This window comes from Pseudomonas sp. MEJ086 (assembly GCF_030209025.1).
GTDB lineage: Bacteria > Pseudomonadota > Gammaproteobacteria > Pseudomonadales > Pseudomonadaceae > Aquipseudomonas > Aquipseudomonas fulva_A.
Genome location: NZ_JARVSV010000009.1, coordinates 37,984 through 54,338 on the forward strand (window position 1 = coordinate 37,984; position 16,355 = coordinate 54,338).

The following is a 16,355-nucleotide window of genomic DNA, read 5'->3' on the forward strand; positions in this document are numbered from 1 at the left end:
GAGGGGACGGCCAGGTGCTGGTGATCGGATCGACGGCGCCGGGCTTTTCCCTGAACTCTGCCGCTTGCCGGTCAGTCAGGTGTTACAGGTTCAGGAGTGAAAACCCATGCTCATTTCTCTGCACAAGCAGGTCGCACTGGTTACCGGTGGCAGTTCAGGCATTGGCGCGGCATCGGCGAAAGCGCTGGCGCAGGCCGGTGCCGCGGTGGTGGTGAATTATCGATCCGGGCGCGAGGCGGCGCAGCGACTGGTCGAGGAGATACGTAGCGCCGGCGGCGAGGCGATTGCCGTGGGTGCGGACGTGTCCAGTGAGAAGGAGGTCGAGGCGTTGTTCGCCGAGACCGTCTCGGCCTTTGGGCGGCTGGACATTCTGCTGGCCAACTCGGGCATGCAGCGTGATGCGCCAACGGTGGACATGAGCCTGGAGGACTGGAACCAGGTGCTGCAGGTCAACCTCACCGGTCAGTTTCTCTGCGTGCGTGCGGCCCTGCGGCAGTTCCGTCAGCAGGAGATTCGCGAGGCGGTGTCGCGGGCGGCCGGCAAGATCATTCAGATGAGTTCGGTGCATCAACTGATCCCGTGGGCAGGGCGCGCCAACTACGCGGCCTCCAAGGGTGGCCTCGATCTGTTGATGCGCAGCGTGGCTCAGGAGGTGGGCGAGCAGCGCATTCGCGTCAATGCCATCGCGCCTGGGGCGATCCGCACCGCGATCAACCGCGAGGCCACCGAAGGCGAAGCCGCCAAGTCGTTGCTCGAGCTGATTCCCTACGGCCGTATCGGCGATGCCGAAGATATCGCCAATGCGGTGGTCTGGCTGGCTTCCGATGCGGCCGATTATGTCCACGGCACGACCCTGTTCATCGACGGTGGTATGAGCCTTTACCCGGAGTTTCGCGACAATGGTTGAGATTCAGGGGCGTCAGATGCCCATCGAAGCCCACGGCATCATTGGTGACATGCGCAGTGCAGCACTGGTCGCTGACAGCGGTTGCGTGGACTTTTTCTGCTGGCCGGATTTCGACAGCCCGTCGATCTTCAGCGCCTTGCTCGACAGCCCCGAGGCTGGGGTTTTTCAGCTGGCGCCGGATCTGCCCGGCGCGCGTCGGCAGCAGCTTTATCTGCCCGACACCAACGTGCTGCAGACACGCTGGCTGGCCGAGTCTGCCGTGGTCGAGTGCACCGATGTCATGCCGATCAATGCCGATGTGGACGACCATCCGCGGCTGATTCGCCGGATTCAGGTGGTTTCCGGCCATGCACGAATCCGCATGCGCTGCCGTGTTCGTCACGATTACAGCCGCGCTGACACGGTCGCGGAGATGGCGGGCGACGATGTGCTCTTCCACGCACCCGGTCAGCCGAGCCTGCGCCTCTCCGCCAGCCAGTCACTGAAGATCGATCGCCATTGTGGGGTTGCCGAGTTCGAGTTGCAGGAAGGCGAACATGCCGAGTTCGTGCTGGGTGCGCCAGACGATCCGCTGGTCGCTGCCGGTGCCTGCGAGCATTGCCTGGAGGCCACCGTTGCCTACTGGCGGCGCTGGATCAAGCAGTCCAACTACCGCGGGCGTTGGCGCGAGATGGTGCACCGCTCGGCCCTGGCACTGAAGCTGCTGACCTCACGCAAGCACGGTGGCATTCTCGCTGCGGCCACCTACGGACTGCCCGAGGCAGCGGGGGGCGAGCGCAACTGGGATTACCGCTACACCTGGATTCGCGATGCCTCGTTCACCGTCTACGCATTCATGCGCCTGGGCTTTACCGAAGAGGCCAATGCCTTCATGCGCTGGGTGCGCGAGCGCGTCGACGACTGCTCGGAAACCCCGGCTCACCTGCGTATCCTCTACAGCCTTCGTGGCCAGTATGAATTGCCGGAGACCTCTCTCGATCATCTTTCCGGGCATGGTGGGGCGCAGCCGGTACGGATCGGCAACGAGGCCCATGATCAGGTTCAGCTGGATATCTTCGGCGAGTTGCTGGACGCGGTGTACCTCGCCAACAAGTACGGTGAGGCGATCTCCCACGACGGCTGGCACCATGTGGTGGGCATCGTCGATCAGGTCTGCGACAGCTGGCAGCAGAAGGACGTCGGCATCTGGGAGATACGCGGCGAGGAGCAGCACTTTCTGCATTCGCGGCTGATGTGCTGGGTAGCGCTGGATCGAGCCATCCGTCTGGCGGAGAAGCGCTCGCTGCCGGCGCCTTTCGCGCGCTGGAACGACCAGCGTCAGGCCATTCATGACGACATCTGGAGCAACTTCTGGGATGAGGACTGCGGGCACTTCATTCAGCGCATCGGCTGTCAGGACGTCGACGGTTCGATGCTGTTGATGCCGCTCATGCGTTTCGTCGGCGCCAGCGACCCACGCTGGCTGGCGACGCTGGAAGCCATCGAGCAGCAACTGGTGCGCGACGGCATGGTCTATCGCTACCGCACCGACGACGGCCTGAAAGGCGAGGAGGGCTCGTTCGTCGCCTGCTCGTTCTGGTACGTGGAGTGTCTGGCACGCGCCGGGCGTGTCGATCAGGCGCATCTGGAGTTCGAGCAGCTGCTGCGCTACGCCAACCCGGTGGGGCTGTACGCCGAGGAGCTCGATCGGCGAGCCCATCACCTGGGCAATACGCCGCAGGCGCTGAGTCATCTGGCGCTGATCAGTGCTGCCAGCTTTCTCGACCACAAGCTCAGTGGCGAACGTACCACCTGGCAGCCCTGAGCGACGTGCGCCGGGTCACGCTCGTTTCTCATCCGGCGGCACGGATTTGCGCACCGGCAGCACGTCGATGATCTCGATGCCTAGCTGCCGAATCAGCTCTCGCACCGAGCCGCTCGCCTGGTTCGCACCTTGCGAGAGATGGCCGGCAGGCAGCTCGGCGCTGAGTACGGTGAATTCCACCGCTTTCATGTTGGGTATGAAGCGGGTGGTGAGGGTCTGGAATCGCCTTTCGCCGTCGCGCGAATAGATGATCAAACAATCCATGGTCACAATGCCCTGAAGTCCGTTGATATGCAGTGCAGGCTATGTGGCTGCCCCAGAAGGCAAGGCGGGCACCGGTCATGGCCGTCGTGTCGATGATCCTTCGATCAGGCCGGATGCCGGTTTCACTGCGCTGGGCAGTGAATGTTGTTGCGCGCGGGAATGCAGGTCTGCGCGGTACGGGTCTGATGCCCGAAGCCGCAGCATAGGCGATAAAACTCCTGGGCGAAAGCTAGCGTGAGGGCATGAGCTCGACTCGGCGAACGACGAATGGCTCGACCGATGCCCAGGCCCTGCCTGGGTTTCGTATGACCCGTTGCAGGCGCGCAGATGTTGTCCGGTAAGTCAGATTTTGCTCTTCAGCCCCGCCCAGGCGACTGCGCCGAGAATCAGCAGGCCGCCCAGCACCATGCCGACGCTCGGGACCGAGCCGAAGAGCAGCCAGGCCCCGGCGATGGCGTAGATCGGCTCCATGGCGATCACCACCGCTGCGGTATGCGTATGGACATGGCGCAGCGAGGCGATGAACAGGCTGTAGGCCAGCGCCGTGCAGAGCACGCCCAGGGCCGCCAGTTGCCACCAGTCGTGGCGGCCGATCGCGGGGAGCTCCCACAAGCACCAGGGCAGCAGCGCCACGCTGATGGCCAGGCATTGCCACCAGCACGACGACAAACCATCGACCTTGCTGGAAACGTGTTTGTTGGCGACCGCGATGGCAGCATAGCTGGCGCCGGACAGCACGCCCCAGAGCAGGCCCTCGGTAGCACCATCGCGCAGGTCGAAGGAGGGTGTGACCAGAACCAGGCCTGCCGATACCAGCAACAGAATCAGCCGGTCGCTACGTCCCAGGCGCTGACCGAACAGCAGGCGCTCGAGCAGTGCTGTAAAGGCCGGAAACGACGCGAAGCCCAGGGTGGCCACCGCCACGCCGCTGGTCTTTACCGCCAGGAAAAACAGAATCCAGTGGCCACCCAGCGCCACCCCGGTGGTCAGCAGTCTGGCGATGGTGCCACCGCTGATGCCGCGCCAGGGTCGCAGATTCAAGCACAGGCAGAGCATGCTCAAGGCCAGCAGGGCGAACGCGGCACGGCCGAGCACGATCATGCTCGCGCTGACGTTCAGCGATTCGCCGAACAGCGCGGATACGCCCACCAGCAGGGCGGCGCAATGCAATTGAAGGTGGGCGATGCGCTGACTCATGGTGTGCCTTGCAGGTCTGTTTGTCGGATAGCGAGCAGGGTGCCAAGAGCGGGTGATCCCGTAAAACGGATTATAGTGTGGCTTGTTATTCGATAATCGAATGGTAAGCCATGGCCAGACAGGATTTGCAGATCGATTGGTTGCAGGCATTCGTCGCGGTGGTCGGCAGTGGTTCGCTGACGGCCGCGGCCGCGGGGCTGGCACGTTCGCAGTCGGCGGTAAGCATGCAGATCAAGAAACTCGAAGCAGCGGTGGGGCGTCCCTTGCTACTGCGTGGGCCACGGCACCTGAGCCTGACGCCGGCAGGCGAAGAGTTGCTCGGGTATGCCCGCAAGCTGCTGCGGGTGCACCGTGAAGCGCTGCTGGCCTTGGGTGGCGTGCGGCTGGAGGGCAGTATCTCGCTTGGTATCCCCGATGACTACGCGCTGGGTTATCTGACCCCGTTGCTCAACGACTTCGCCAGCGCTCAGCCCGCTGTGCAGGTGAATCTGGTGTGTGAGCCTTCCACGCAGCTGATTCCCAAGGTCGAAAGCGGCGAGATGGATGTGGCCATCGTCACGCGTGACAAGCCGCAGCGCGGCGAGCTGCTGTTTCGCGAGGAGCTGGTGTGGGTCGGCAATGCGCGGCAGGAAACCTGGCGGCTAACCCCGCTGCCCATTGCCGTGTACGAGTTGGGCAGCCAGGCGCGCAGCCGCGTGCTCAAGAGCCTCGAGGTGCTGGGGCGCGATTACCGTGTGGTCTACAACAGCCCCAGCGTGGCCGGGCAACTGGCGGTGGCGCAAAGCGGCGCAGCGCTCGGTGTATTGACCCGGTGTTGCGTACCGTCCAGCTTGCAGGTGCTTGGCGCTGCCCAGGGGCTGCCGGGCCTGCCATTGCTCGATGTGGTGGTGATACGCAGCCGTGCGCCTGCACTGCCGGCACTGGTCGATGCTCTGCATGAGCAGGTGCTGCAGACCCTGCGTCGGGATTTCGAATGATCAGTGGGCTATAGTCGCAGGCCCCTGCAACGGACATCACCGAGGACCGTATGAACTGTGCAGCACTGGGTATCGAGTATCCGATCATTCAGGCGCCGATGGCTGGCACCGCCACACCGGCATTGGCCGCAGCGGTCAGCAATGCCGGTGGCCTGGGTTCCATCTCCATCGCTGCGGTAAAGGCCGACGCCGGGCGGCAGATGATCATCGAGACCCGTGCCGGCACCCGCAGGCCGTTCAACGTCAACGTCTTCTGTCATCGCCCCAGCGTTGTCGATCGGGCCGCGGAGCAAGCCTGGCTGGATCACCTGCAGCCTTACTTCGCCGAGTTCGATGTGCCGACTCCACGAGCCATCGGTGACATCTACAGCAGCTTTCAGAACGATGACGGTCAGCTCGAGGTACTGCTGGAAGAGCGCCCGCCGATCGTCAGCTTTCACCTTGGGCTACCTGCCCAGGATCGTATCGATGCGTTGAAGAAGGCCGGCATCACGCTGCTGGCGTCGGCGACCACGCTGGAGGAGGGGTACCAGCTGGAAGAGGCCGGTATCGATGTGATCGTCGCCCAGGGTATCGAGGCGGGTGGCCACCGTGGCGTCTTCGACCCGCTGCGTGGCGATCAGGGGATCGGCACCCTGGCGCTGGTGCGTGTGCTGGTGCGCCATCTGTCGCGACCGGTGATCGCCGCAGGCGGCATCATGGACGGCGCCGGTATCGCCGCTGCCATGACCCTGGGCGCCTGCGCGGCCCAGTTGGGTACGGCATTCATACTCTGTCCGGAGTCGGCGGCCAACGATGCTTACCGAGCCATGCTGGGCAGCGTGCGCGCGCAGGTCACGCAGGTGACCACGGTGATCTCCGGGCGTCCGGCGCGCGGCATTCTCAACCGCTTCATGGCCGAGGTGGGCGCGGCCGGGCATCCGCCGGTGCCGGGTTTCGGTATCGCCTACGATGCCGGCAAGCAGCTCATCGCCGCAGCGGCGAAAGCCGGTAATGCCGAGTTCGCTGCTCATTGGGCGGGGCAGGGTGCCGCCCTGGTACGGGCCATGCCGGCAGCCGAGCTGGTGGCGGTCCTGCAGCGTGAGTACCTGGCTGCGCGTACCTGAGGCAGGTTAACGCGAGCGGAACGCCCGGCTGGAGATGCTCACGCCATTGCCATCCGGGTCCTTGCTGTTGGCGAAGCCGTAGCCCTCGCCCTGGTGGATCGGGCCGAACTCCAGGCCATTGCTCAGCGCGCGACCGCGGAAGGCCTCCAGGTTCTCCACGTCGAACACCAGCTTGACGCGGGCCTGGTTGCCTTTCAGCGATACCGCGGCGCGGTGTATCAGCAGAATGAGGCCGCCACGAGGGTGGTGCAGCTCGATCACGCCCTGATCTTGCGCGCTGCTCACGAAGCCGAAATGGCGCTCGTAAAAGGCGCAGGTCCTGCCCGGATCACTGGCATACAACATGACTCGGGTGCTGGGGGCGCTCATCGGCGGTGTTCCTGTAACGGGGTGGGCAGACGCAGCCGCGATGACCTGCATACGGCGCACATGAGCGCTGAGTATGGGCCAAGACGCTTACGGGCCGACAGTGCCAAGCGGTCGGCCAGGGCGAAGCGGCCTGATTCAGGCGGTATGCAGCTGGACTTCTTCGATGGTGTCGTGTCGGTCAGGGGCTTCCACGCCGGTCAGTTCACTGATCAGCGCCCATTGCTGATCGAGTTCCTGGCTGACCGCACCAAGGCGGGTGATCATCTTCGAGGCGGCGGAGCGAACACCGCTGTCATCGCTGCGCAGCAGATCGAACGACAACGCGGTCATCGCGGCTGTCATGTGAGTGATCGTGCGTGAAGTGAGGGTGAGCAGTTCGGTGAGTTGTTGTTCTTTAGCGGTCATCTCGCGCTTCCTTGACTGGACGAGTCGATGCATTGCGTTGGGTTGAACTGCACTTGGCTGTCATATCCTTGATCAGCACATTGCAGGACGCCGTTCACGAACGAGCGTCGTGATGCGAGCAAAATGATATCACCGTCACACCTGGCGCTGGCAATATGCTGCAGAGGGTTGGATGCAAATAATTTTCATATGTGCGTTTTAAACCCGGACCGCTTTTTTCATGCGCTCTGACGCAACTGGCAGTGGCCGTTCGCAGCCCTTGAAAGGTTAAATAGCTGCCACCCCGTGCGTCTGGATAGCGGCAGCGTTTAAACTGCGCCTCACCGACGCGTCGTGCGGCTCTTGTCGCGAGCGTCTGGAGCCTGGGTTGGCGCTGTAAGAAGTTGTCGCATGCCGGCAATGCTGCCCCTCGAGCACCCCCTACAATCTTTCGCATCGCTGGCCCGTCGGGGCTTGCGTGTCTCGTCAGGAGAGTTCCGATGTCCGTTCAGCACGACCCGGTGCAACGCGCCGATTTCGACCAGGTGATGGTGCCCAGCTACGCGCCCGCGGCCTTCGTGCCGGTGCGTGGTGCCGGTTCGCGCGTCTGGGATCAGAGTGGTCGTGAACTGATCGACTTCTCCGGCGGCATCGCCGTCAACGTCCTCGGCCATGCGCACCCGGCGCTGGTCAAGGCGCTGACCGAGCAGGCCAACACCCTGTGGCACGTGTCCAACGTATTCACCAACGAGCCGGCGCTGCGCCTGGCCAAGAAGCTGGTCGATGCCACCTTCGCCGAGCGCGTGTTCCTCTGCAACTCGGGCGCGGAAGCCAACGAGGCGGCCTTCAAGCTGGCGCGTCGTGTGGCCCATGACCGGTTTGGCGCTGACAAGTACGAAATCATCGCCGCCACCAACAGCTTTCACGGGCGCACCCTGTTCACCGTGAGCGTGGGTGGCCAGCCGAAGTACTCCGATGGCTTCGGACCGAAGATCCAGGGCATCACCCATGTGCCGTACAACGATCTTGACGCGCTCAAGGCGGCGATCAGCGACAAGACCTGCGCCGTAGTGCTGGAGCCCATTCAGGGCGAGGGCGGCGTACTGCCAGCCGATCAGGCTTACCTGCAGGGCGCCCGCGAGCTGTGCGATCAGCACAATGCGCTGCTGGTGTTCGACGAGGTACAGAGTGGCCTGGGCCGCAGCGGTCATCTGTTCGCCTACCAGCACTACGGCGTGACGCCAGACGTGCTGTCCAGCGCCAAGAGCCTGGGCGGCGGCTTCCCGATCGCCGCGATGCTGACCACCGAGGCGCTCGCCAGCCATCTGGCGGTCGGCACCCACGGCACCACCTATGGCGGCAACCCGCTCGGTTGTGCGGTGGCCGGCGCGGTCCTCGACGTGATCAATACCCCCGAGGTGCTGGACGGCGTGAAAGCCAAGCACCAGCGCTTCAAGGCGCGCCTCGAGCAGATCGGCGAGCAGTACGGCGTGTTCTCCGGTGTGCGCGGCATGGGCCTGTTGATTGGTGCTGTGTTGTCCGAGGCCTGGAAGGGCAAGGCGCGCGCGTTCTTCGACGCCGCGGCCGAAGAGAATCTGATGATCCTTCAGGCCGGGCCGGACGTGGTGCGTTTCGCACCGAGCCTGGTGGTCGAGGACGCCGATATCGACGAAGGTCTGCAGCGCTTCGAGCGCGCGGTGGCCAAGGTGGTTGCCGCTGCCTGATTTGCCTGGCGGCCCGAGTGCCGCCAGTGCTCTTGCCCGTCCGCCCGGATGTTCCGGCCGGCCCCATGGATGATGGTTCTCGCTACCGGGACTGCTGTGCCCGGGCTCTGCTTAAGGAGTGACACCATGCTGGTTATGCGCCCCGCGCGAATGACCGACCTCGCTGAAGTGCAGCGCCTGGCTGCCGACAGCCCGGTAGGGGTCACCTCGCTGCCGGACAACGCCGAGCGGCTGCGCGACAAGATCGCTGCCTCCGAGGCCTCGTTCGCGGCCGAAGTGAGCTTCAATGGCGAGGAACGCTATTTCTTCGTGCTGGAGGACAGCGAGTCCGGGCGCCTGGTCGGCTGCTCCGGCATCGTCGCCTCGGCAGGCTATTCCGAGCCGTTCTACAGCTTTCGCAACGAGACCTTCGTTCACAACTCCCGTGAGCTGAAGATCCACAACAAGATTCACGTGCTTTCGCTGTGCCACGATCTGACCGGCAACAGCCTGCTGACCAGTTTCTACGTCGAGCGCTCGCTGGTCGACAGTGTCTGGTCCGAGCTCAACTCCCGTGCTCGTCTGTTGTTCGCGGCCTGCCACCCGGAGCGGTTCGCCGATGCCATGGTGGTGGAGATCGTCGGCGAGAGCGACGACGCGGGCGAGTCGCCGTTCTGGGATGCGGTGGGGCGGCATTTCTTCGGCATGAGCTATGGCGAGGCCGAGCGACTGTGCGGTCTGCGCAGCCGGGCCTACCTCGCCGAGCTGATGCCCCACTACCCGATCTACGTGCCACTGCTGCCGGATACCGCGCAGGAGTCCATGGGCCTGGTGCATCCGCGTGCGCAGGTGTCCTTCGACATTCTCATGCGTGACGGTTTCGAGACCGATCACTACATCGATATCTTCGATGGCGGGCCGACCCTGCATGCGCGGACCTCGGGCATTCGCTCCATCGCCCAGAGCGTGGTGGCGCCTGTGGTGTTCGGCGAAGCCGACGGCAGCGGCCGCCCCTATCTGGTCAGCAACGAGCAGTTGCAGGGCTTTCGTGCGGTGATCGCCGAGATGAACTGGGCGCCCGGCCAGCCCGCTGTGCTCGACCCGCTCACCGCGCAGACGCTTGGTGTCGTCGAAGGCGGTCAGGTAAGGCTGGTGGCGGTATGAAGGTGTCAGCAATGAATGCCACCTGGCTGGCTCGCAGTTTTTCGGAGGCATCATGATCGTTCGCTCCGTACGTGCCGGTGACCTGCCGGCGCTGATTGACCTGGCGCGCAGTACCGGCACCGGGTTGACTACCCTGCCGGCCAACGAGGCACGCCTGGCCTACCGGGTCGGTCGTGCCGAGAAGACCTTTCGCGGTGAAGCCGAGCGCGGCGATTGCGATTACATGTTCGTGCTCGAGGACGACGACGGCCGCGTGCTGGGTATTTCCGCGATCGCGGGTGGCGTCGGCTTGCGGGAGTCCTGGTACAACTACCGGGTCGGCCTCACGGTCTGCGCCTCTCAGGAACTGAATATCCACCGCCAGGTGCCGACCCTGTTTCTGGCCAATGACCTGACCGGTCATTCGGAGCTGTGCTCGCTGTTCCTGCACGCCGATCACCGCAACGGCCTGAATGGGCGCCTGCTGTCCAAGGCGCGCCTGCTGTTCATCGCCGAGTTTCGCGAGCAGTTCGGCGAAAAGATCATCGCCGAGATGCGCGGCGTGTCCGATGAGCAGGGCCGTTCACCGTTCTGGGAATGCCTCGGCCGGCACTTCTTCCGCATGGAGTTCTCCCAGGCGGACTACCTCACCGGCGTCGGCAACAAGGCGTTCATCGCCGAGCTGATGCCCAGGTTCCCGCTGTACACCTGCTTCCTGTCCGAGGCCGCACGGGACGTGATCGGCCGCGTGCACCCGGACACCGAGCCGGCCCTGGCGATGCTCAAATCGGAAGGGTTCAGCTATCAGGGGTACGTCGACATCTTCGATGCCGGCCCGGCCATAGAGGCGGAGACCGCGAAGATACGCGCGATTCGCGACAGCCAGTTGCTGGTTCTCGCCATCGGTACGCCAGGGGACGATGCGCCGGTGTATCTGGTGCACAACCGCAAGCGCGAGGATTGCCGAATTACCGCGGCAAGGGCGCGCATGGCCGCTGGCACTCTGGTGGTCGACCCGCTGACCGCCAGGCGCCTGCGCCTGAGCGTGGGGGATCAGGTGCGCGCAGTGATGTTGGCCGCGCAGGCCTGACGCCGTGTTTTCGATGTGATCGGGGGCGACGTACCGTCTGCTCCGACCGGTGATGCCGCCATGAGAGCGGCAGCCGTTACAGGTACAAGGCCATCGCCTGCGGTGGCCTGTCGAACCGTGAAGCCTGGAGTGATAGACCATGAGCACGCATTACATTGCAGGTCTCTGGCAGATAGGACAGGGCAATACCCTGGAATCCCTCGACCCGGTCAGCCAGCAGGTGCTCTGGGTCGGCCGTGAAGCTGATGCCGAGCAGGTCGAGGCTGCTGTGCAGGCCGCTCGCGATGCATTTCCTGAATGGGCCCGTGTGCCATCGAACGAGCGAATCGCGCTGCTCGAGCGTTTTGCTGCGGTCCTCAAGGCCCGGCAGGATGAGCTTGCGCAGGCTATCGGCGAAGAGACCGGCAAACCGTTGTGGGAGGCTGCTACCGAAGTCGCCAGCATGATCGGCAAAGTGGCCATTTCGGTTCAGAGCCACGCAGAGCGCACGGGGCACAAACAAGGCGTGCAGGGCAGCGTGCTGCGCCACAAGCCACACGGCGTGATCGCCGTGTTCGGCCCCTACAATTTTCCAGGCCACCTGCCCAATGGGCATATCGTGCCGGCCTTGCTCGCTGGTAACTGCGTGGTATTCAAACCCAGCGAGCAGACGCCGAAAGTGGCCGAGTTGACGCTCGAGTGCTGGATCGAGGCGGGCTTGCCAGCGGGCGTGCTGAATCTGCTGCAAGGGGCGCGGGAAACCGGCGCCGCGCTGGCGGCTCATCCGGGTATCGATGGGCTGTTCTTCACCGGCTCCAGCCGCACCGGCAATCTGTTGCACGCTCAGTTCGGCGGCCACCCGGAGACCATCCTGGCGCTGGAGATGGGCGGCAACAATCCGTTGATCGTAGAAGAGGTCGCCGACATCGACGCGGCGGTTTACTGCATCATCCAGTCCGCTTTCCTCTCCGCCGGTCAGCGCTGTACCTGCGCCAGGCGCCTGCTGGTCCCGGAAGGGGCCTGGGGCGACGCGCTGTTGGCGCGTCTGGTCAGCGTGGCGGCAAGCCTCAAGGTCGGTGCGTTCAACGCCCAGCCGGCGCCGTTCATGGGGGCGGTGATCTCCCTCGATGCGGCTCAACACCTGCTCAAGGTGCAGATGCGTCTGGTCGACAAGGGCGCGCGACCGCTGCTGGACATGAGCCAGCCGCTGGAAGGCGCCGCCCTGCTGACGCCCGGGATCATCGACGTGACCGCCGTGCAGCCGCGCAGCGACGAGGAGATTTTCGGGCCGCTGCTGCAGGTGATTCGCTATGCCGACTTCGATTCCGCCATCGAGGAGGCCAATGCCACCCGTTTCGGTCTCGCGGCCGGTTTGTTATCCGATTCCCGCGAACGTTACGAGCAGTTCTGGCTGCGCAGCCGCGCCGGCATCGTCAACTGGAACAAGCCGCTGACCGGCGCCGCCAGCAGCGCGCCGTTCGGCGGCATCGGCGCTTCGGGTAACCACCGCCCCAGCGCCTACTATGCGGCGGACTACTGCGCCTACCCGGTCGCCTCGCTGGAAAGCGAGCGTCTGGTGCTGCCCGACAGCCTGGCGCCGGGAGTCAGCCTATGAGTCGTTCAAGCGCTTCGGCCTGCGAGCTGAACATCGACGGGCTGGTTGGCCCCACGCACAACTATGGTGGCCTGTCCTACGGCAACGTCGCCTCGCAGAACAACGGCCAGGTCGCCTCCAACCCTCGGGAGGCCGCCCGTCAGGGGCTGGCCAAGATGAAGGCGCTGATGGACATGGGCTTTGCCCAGGCCGTGCTGGCGCCTCAGGAACGGCCCGATGTGCAGGCGCTGAGGCGCTGCGGTTTCAGTGGCAGCGACGCTCAGGTGATCGAGAGGGCGGCACGCGAGGCCATGCCGCTGCTGGTCGCCAGTTGCTCGGCGTCGAGCATGTGGACGGCCAACGCCGCCACCGTCAGCCCGGGTGCCGATACCGCCGACGGGCGCGTGCATTTCACCGCGGCCAATCTCAACTGCAAGTTCCATCGCTCCATCGAACACCCGACCACCAGCCGTGTGCTGGCGGCGATGTTCGCCGACGAGCGCTACTTCGCCCACCATGCCGCCTTGCCTGCGGTCAGCCAGTTCGGCGATGAGGGAGCGGCCAATCACACCCGTTTCTGCCGTGACTACGGCGAGCCGGGGGTGGAGTTCTTCGTCTTCGGCCGCAGTGCCTTCGACCTGCGCCTGCCGGCACCGCAGCGCTATCCGGCGCGACAGACGCTGGAAGCTTCCCAGGCGGTGGCGCGTCTGCATGGTCTGCGTGACGCTGCAGTAGTGTTCGCTCAGCAGAACCCTGCGGTGGTCGATCAGGGCGTGTTCCACAACGATGTGATTGCGGTGGGTAATGGCGAGGTGCTGTTCCACCATGAAGATGCCTTCCTCGACAGTGAACGGGTCATCGGCGAACTCGGTGACAAGCTCGCGCGTCAGGGCGGCCGATTGCAGACGGTTTGCGTGCCGCGCCATGCGGTGGGCGTCGAGGATGCGGTGCGCTCCTATCTGTTCAACAGCCAGCTGTTGACCCGCGCCGACGGGCGTATGCTGCTGGTCGTGCCGGAAGAATGCCGCGGCAACCAGCGGGTCTGGGCCTATCTGCAGACGCTGCTGGGCAGCGATGGGCCGATTGCCGAAGTGCGCGCCTTCGACCTCAAACAGAGCATGCAGAACGGTGGCGGTCCGGCGTGTTTGCGCTTGCGGGTGGCATTGACCGCTCGGGAGCAGGCGGCGATGAACCCCGGCGTGATGCTCACCTCGGTGCTGTACGAACGGCTTTTGCAGTGGGTCGATCACCATTACCGGGATCGCCTGAGCGAAAGTGATCTGGCCGATCCACAGCTGCTGAACGAATGCCGAACCGCGCTGGACGAGTTGACCCGAATTCTTGGACTCGGCGCCGTATATCCCTTTCAATTGAATTGAGTCGGCTCGCATCATGAGCCGCCATTGACCCTGGAGTACCTATGAGCGACGCCCTGCAACTGATTCTCGAAGACAGCGACGGCACCCAGCTGGAAACGTCGTGCACCCGTTTCGCCGTGCTCTGGCAGGGCAAGGAAGTGTGGATTCAGCAGGTCGGCAACGGCCAGTTGATGATTGGCGTGGATGTCGCCGAGGGTGATACCGAATACGCCAACCTGCTGCTGCGCCCGCTGGCGACCAACCTGGTGAGCCTGGAGTTGGAGATGGAGCCGGCCGATGACGGCGCCGATGACGATCATGTCCATGGTCCGGATTGCAATCACTGAGGAACGCCCATGCTCGCCCTCGGCAAACTGCTCGAACTGACCCTGGCCGGCCACGAGCCGGCCTCGAAGATCCAGCTGACGCCGGAGGGTACGCGCCTGCGATGGCTGGCCGAGGGGGCACTCGAAGTGACACCGGCTGGTGGTCGCGACAATGGCATGGACCTGCTGCTCTCGGCGGGTATCCATGGCAACGAGACGGCGCCGATCGAGCTGCTCGACAGGTTGCTGCGGCGCATCGCCCGTAACGAGCTGCAGCCGCACGCGCGTTTGCTGCTGCTGTTCGGCAACCCACCGGCGATGCGCCGTGGTGAACGCTTCATCGAGCAGGACATCAATCGCCTGTTCAGTGGTCGGCATGAGCTGAGCAGTGGTGCCGAGGCGATGCGCGCCTGTGAGCTGGAGCACCTGGCGGCTTCGTTCTTCGCCGATGCCGGACGTACCCGTCTGCATTACGACTTGCATACGGCCATCCGCGCGTCGCGGATCGAGCAGTTCGCCCTGTATCCCTGGGTCGAGGGGCGTCGTCAGTCGCGGCACGAGTGTGCACGCCTGCAGGCTGCCGGCATCGACGCGGTGCTCCTGCAAAGTCAGCCATCGACCACCTTCAGTGCCTACACCTACGCCGGGCTGGGGGCCGAAGCATTCACCCTCGAGCTGGGCAAGGCCAGACCGTTCGGGCACAACGAACTGGTCAATCTGGACCGCCTGGAGCTCCGTCTGCAAGCGCTCATCGAAGGCTGCGAACCACCGGTGGACGAGGCCGCTACCGAGCACCTTCAACTGTTCGCCTTCGCCCGTGAGGTGATCAAGCACAGCGACGCCTTTACCTTGCACCTGCCCGCCGACGTGGAGAATTTCACCGAACTGGCGCCCGGCTATCTGCTGGCGGAAGACCTGGCCAGCAGCCGCTGGGTGGTCGAGGAGCAGGGCGCACGCATCATTTTCCCCAACCCCAAAGTGCATAATGGCCAGCGCGCCGGCATCCTCATCGTCCCGGCCGACGCCTCTCTACTGGGGTGATGGCATTGCCATCCTCCGTTCACCTGCTCGCACAGGAGTGCCCATGCCTATCATCGATCTGCGTAGCGACACCGTCACCCAGCCCACTGCCGGCATGCGAGAAGCGATGCTGGCCGCCGAGCTGGGCGACGACGTGTATGGCGAGGATCCGACCGTCAACCGCCTGGAAGAGCGCCTGGCGCAGCAACTGGGGTTCGCCGCGGCGCTGTTCGTACCGACCGGCACCATGAGCAACCTGCTGGGCCTGATGGCCCACTGCGAGCGCGGCGACGAATACATCGTCGGCCAGCAGGCGCATACCTACAAGTACGAGGGCGGCGGCGCTGCCGTGCTCGGCTCGATTCAGCCCCAACCGCTGGACATGGAGCTCGATGGCTCGCTGGATCTGGCCCGTGTCGAGGCGGCGATCAAGCAGGACGACTTTCATTTCGCCCGCACCCGTCTGCTGGCGCTGGAGAACACCATGCAGGGCAAAGTACTGCCGCTGGAGTATCTGGCTGCCGCCCGCGCCTTTACCCGCGACAGGGGCCTGGCGCTGCACCTCGACGGTGCTCGCCTGTTCAATGCGGCCGTCAGGCAGAATGTCGAGGCGAGTGAAATCACTCGGCATTTCGACTCCGTTTCCGTGTGCCTGTCCAAGGGCCTGGGGGCGCCGGTAGGGTCCGTGCTGTGCGGCAGTGAGGCGCTGATCGGCAAGGCCCGGCGCCTGCGCAAGATGGTCGGTGGCGGCATGCGTCAGGCTGGCGTGCTGGCGGCCGCTGGGCTGTACGCGCTGGATCATCAGGTCGAGCGGCTGGTCGAGGATCACGCCAATGCCGATTGCCTGGCGGCAGGCCTGCGTGAGCTGGGTTACTCGGTCGAGCCGGTGCAGACCAACATGGTCTACGTGCAGATCGGTGAGCGTGCCGGCGAACTGAAAGCCTTCTGCGCCGAGCGCGGCATTCGCCTCAGCGCTGCACCACGTCTGCGTATGGTCACCCATCTGGATGTGGGGGCCGATGCTGTGGGGCAGGTGATCGAGGCCTTCGCCGCGTTTCGCGCCTGAGGCTGCCCCATGGGCCAGGCTCCTGCCATGCCGACCTGGCCTGCGGACCGTATCATGCAGCCCACTTC

At 64.6% G+C, this 16,355-nt stretch carries 16 protein-coding genes; 12 read left to right on the forward strand and 4 right to left on the reverse strand.

Features of this window, described 5'->3' with window-relative positions; translation table 11 throughout:
* Nucleotides 1-106 precede the first annotated feature (106 nt).
* A complete protein-coding gene (locus QRN22_RS08110; protein WP_042553139.1) occupies nucleotides 107-907 on the forward strand; it encodes a glucose 1-dehydrogenase in 801 nt (266 codons plus the stop codon).
* A complete protein-coding gene (locus QRN22_RS08115; protein WP_042553138.1) occupies nucleotides 900-2,711 on the forward strand; it encodes a glycoside hydrolase family 15 protein in 1,812 nt (603 codons plus the stop codon). Before QRN22_RS08110 ends, QRN22_RS08115 begins: the two co-directional genes overlap by 8 nt.
* A gap of 15 nt (nucleotides 2,712-2,726) precedes the next feature.
* Here the strand turns inward: QRN22_RS08115 and QRN22_RS08120 are convergent, their stop codons facing one another.
* Nucleotides 2,727-2,966: a hypothetical protein gene (locus QRN22_RS08120; RefSeq protein ID WP_156152677.1), complete on the reverse strand. Its 240-nt coding sequence runs from the start codon at nucleotides 2,964-2,966 to the stop codon at nucleotides 2,727-2,729.
* A 351-nt stretch (nucleotides 2,967-3,317) separates the two neighbouring features.
* A complete protein-coding gene (locus QRN22_RS08125; RefSeq protein WP_042553136.1) occupies nucleotides 3,318-4,172 on the reverse strand; it encodes a DMT family transporter in 855 nt (284 codons plus the stop codon).
* A 110-nt stretch (nucleotides 4,173-4,282) separates the two neighbouring features.
* Here QRN22_RS08125 and QRN22_RS08130 point away from each other — a divergent pair, with 110 nt between their 5' ends.
* Entirely contained in the window at nucleotides 4,283-5,149 is an 867-nt protein-coding gene (locus QRN22_RS08130; RefSeq protein WP_042553135.1) for a LysR family transcriptional regulator, read from the forward strand.
* A 50-nt stretch (nucleotides 5,150-5,199) separates the two neighbouring features.
* On the forward strand, nucleotides 5,200-6,255 hold the full coding sequence (locus QRN22_RS08135) for an NAD(P)H-dependent flavin oxidoreductase (RefSeq protein WP_042553134.1): 1,056 nt from the start codon (nucleotides 5,200-5,202) through the stop codon (nucleotides 6,253-6,255).
* A gap of 6 nt (nucleotides 6,256-6,261) precedes the next feature.
* On the opposite strand, the gene QRN22_RS08140 is transcribed toward QRN22_RS08135, so the two are convergent.
* The gene (locus QRN22_RS08140; protein ID WP_042553133.1) at nucleotides 6,262-6,624 is read right to left on the reverse strand and encodes a VOC family protein; all 363 of its coding nucleotides are present in this window, start codon (nucleotides 6,622-6,624) and stop codon (nucleotides 6,262-6,264) included.
* A 135-nt stretch (nucleotides 6,625-6,759) separates the two neighbouring features.
* A complete protein-coding gene (gene plzR / locus QRN22_RS08145) occupies nucleotides 6,760-7,029 on the reverse strand; it encodes a PlzR type 4 pili assembly inhibitor (protein WP_042553132.1) in 270 nt (89 codons plus the stop codon).
* A gap of 479 nt (nucleotides 7,030-7,508) precedes the next feature.
* Here plzR and QRN22_RS08150 point away from each other — a divergent pair, with 479 nt between their 5' ends.
* The 8 genes from QRN22_RS08150 to ltaE all read left to right on the forward strand — a co-directional run bounded on the left by QRN22_RS08150 (nucleotide 7,509) and on the right by ltaE (nucleotide 16,287).
* Nucleotides 7,509-8,732 (forward strand): aspartate aminotransferase family protein, encoded by a 1,224-nt coding sequence (locus QRN22_RS08150; RefSeq protein WP_042553131.1) that lies wholly within the window; start codon nucleotides 7,509-7,511, stop codon nucleotides 8,730-8,732.
* 126 nt (nucleotides 8,733-8,858) lie between these two features.
* Nucleotides 8,859-9,875, forward strand: coding sequence for an arginine/ornithine succinyltransferase subunit alpha (aruF, locus tag QRN22_RS08155; RefSeq protein ID WP_042553130.1), 1,017 nt, complete (start codon nucleotides 8,859-8,861; stop codon nucleotides 9,873-9,875).
* A gap of 52 nt (nucleotides 9,876-9,927) precedes the next feature.
* Entirely contained in the window at nucleotides 9,928-10,944 is a 1,017-nt protein-coding gene (gene astA, locus QRN22_RS08160) for an arginine N-succinyltransferase (RefSeq protein ID WP_042553129.1), read from the forward strand.
* Nucleotides 10,945-11,083: 139 nt separating this feature from the next.
* Entirely contained in the window at nucleotides 11,084-12,538 is a 1,455-nt protein-coding gene (astD, locus tag QRN22_RS08165) for a succinylglutamate-semialdehyde dehydrogenase (protein ID WP_042553128.1), read from the forward strand.
* Nucleotides 12,535-13,896 (forward strand): N-succinylarginine dihydrolase, encoded by a 1,362-nt coding sequence (astB, locus tag QRN22_RS08170; RefSeq protein WP_042553127.1) that lies wholly within the window; start codon nucleotides 12,535-12,537, stop codon nucleotides 13,894-13,896. The genes astD and astB overlap by 4 nt, the downstream gene beginning before the upstream one ends.
* Nucleotides 13,897-13,937: 41 nt before the next feature.
* Nucleotides 13,938-14,222 carry a hypothetical protein gene (locus QRN22_RS08175; RefSeq protein WP_042553126.1) on the forward strand — a complete coding sequence of 95 codons (285 nt, stop codon included), beginning with the start codon at nucleotides 13,938-13,940 and terminating at the stop codon, nucleotides 14,220-14,222.
* A gap of 9 nt (nucleotides 14,223-14,231) precedes the next feature.
* Nucleotides 14,232-15,242 carry a succinylglutamate desuccinylase gene (astE, locus tag QRN22_RS08180; protein WP_042553125.1) on the forward strand — a complete coding sequence of 337 codons (1,011 nt, stop codon included), beginning with the start codon at nucleotides 14,232-14,234 and terminating at the stop codon, nucleotides 15,240-15,242.
* A gap of 43 nt (nucleotides 15,243-15,285) precedes the next feature.
* A complete protein-coding gene (gene ltaE / locus QRN22_RS08185; protein WP_042553124.1) occupies nucleotides 15,286-16,287 on the forward strand; it encodes a low-specificity L-threonine aldolase in 1,002 nt (333 codons plus the stop codon).
* Nucleotides 16,288-16,355: the final 68 nt, after the last annotated feature.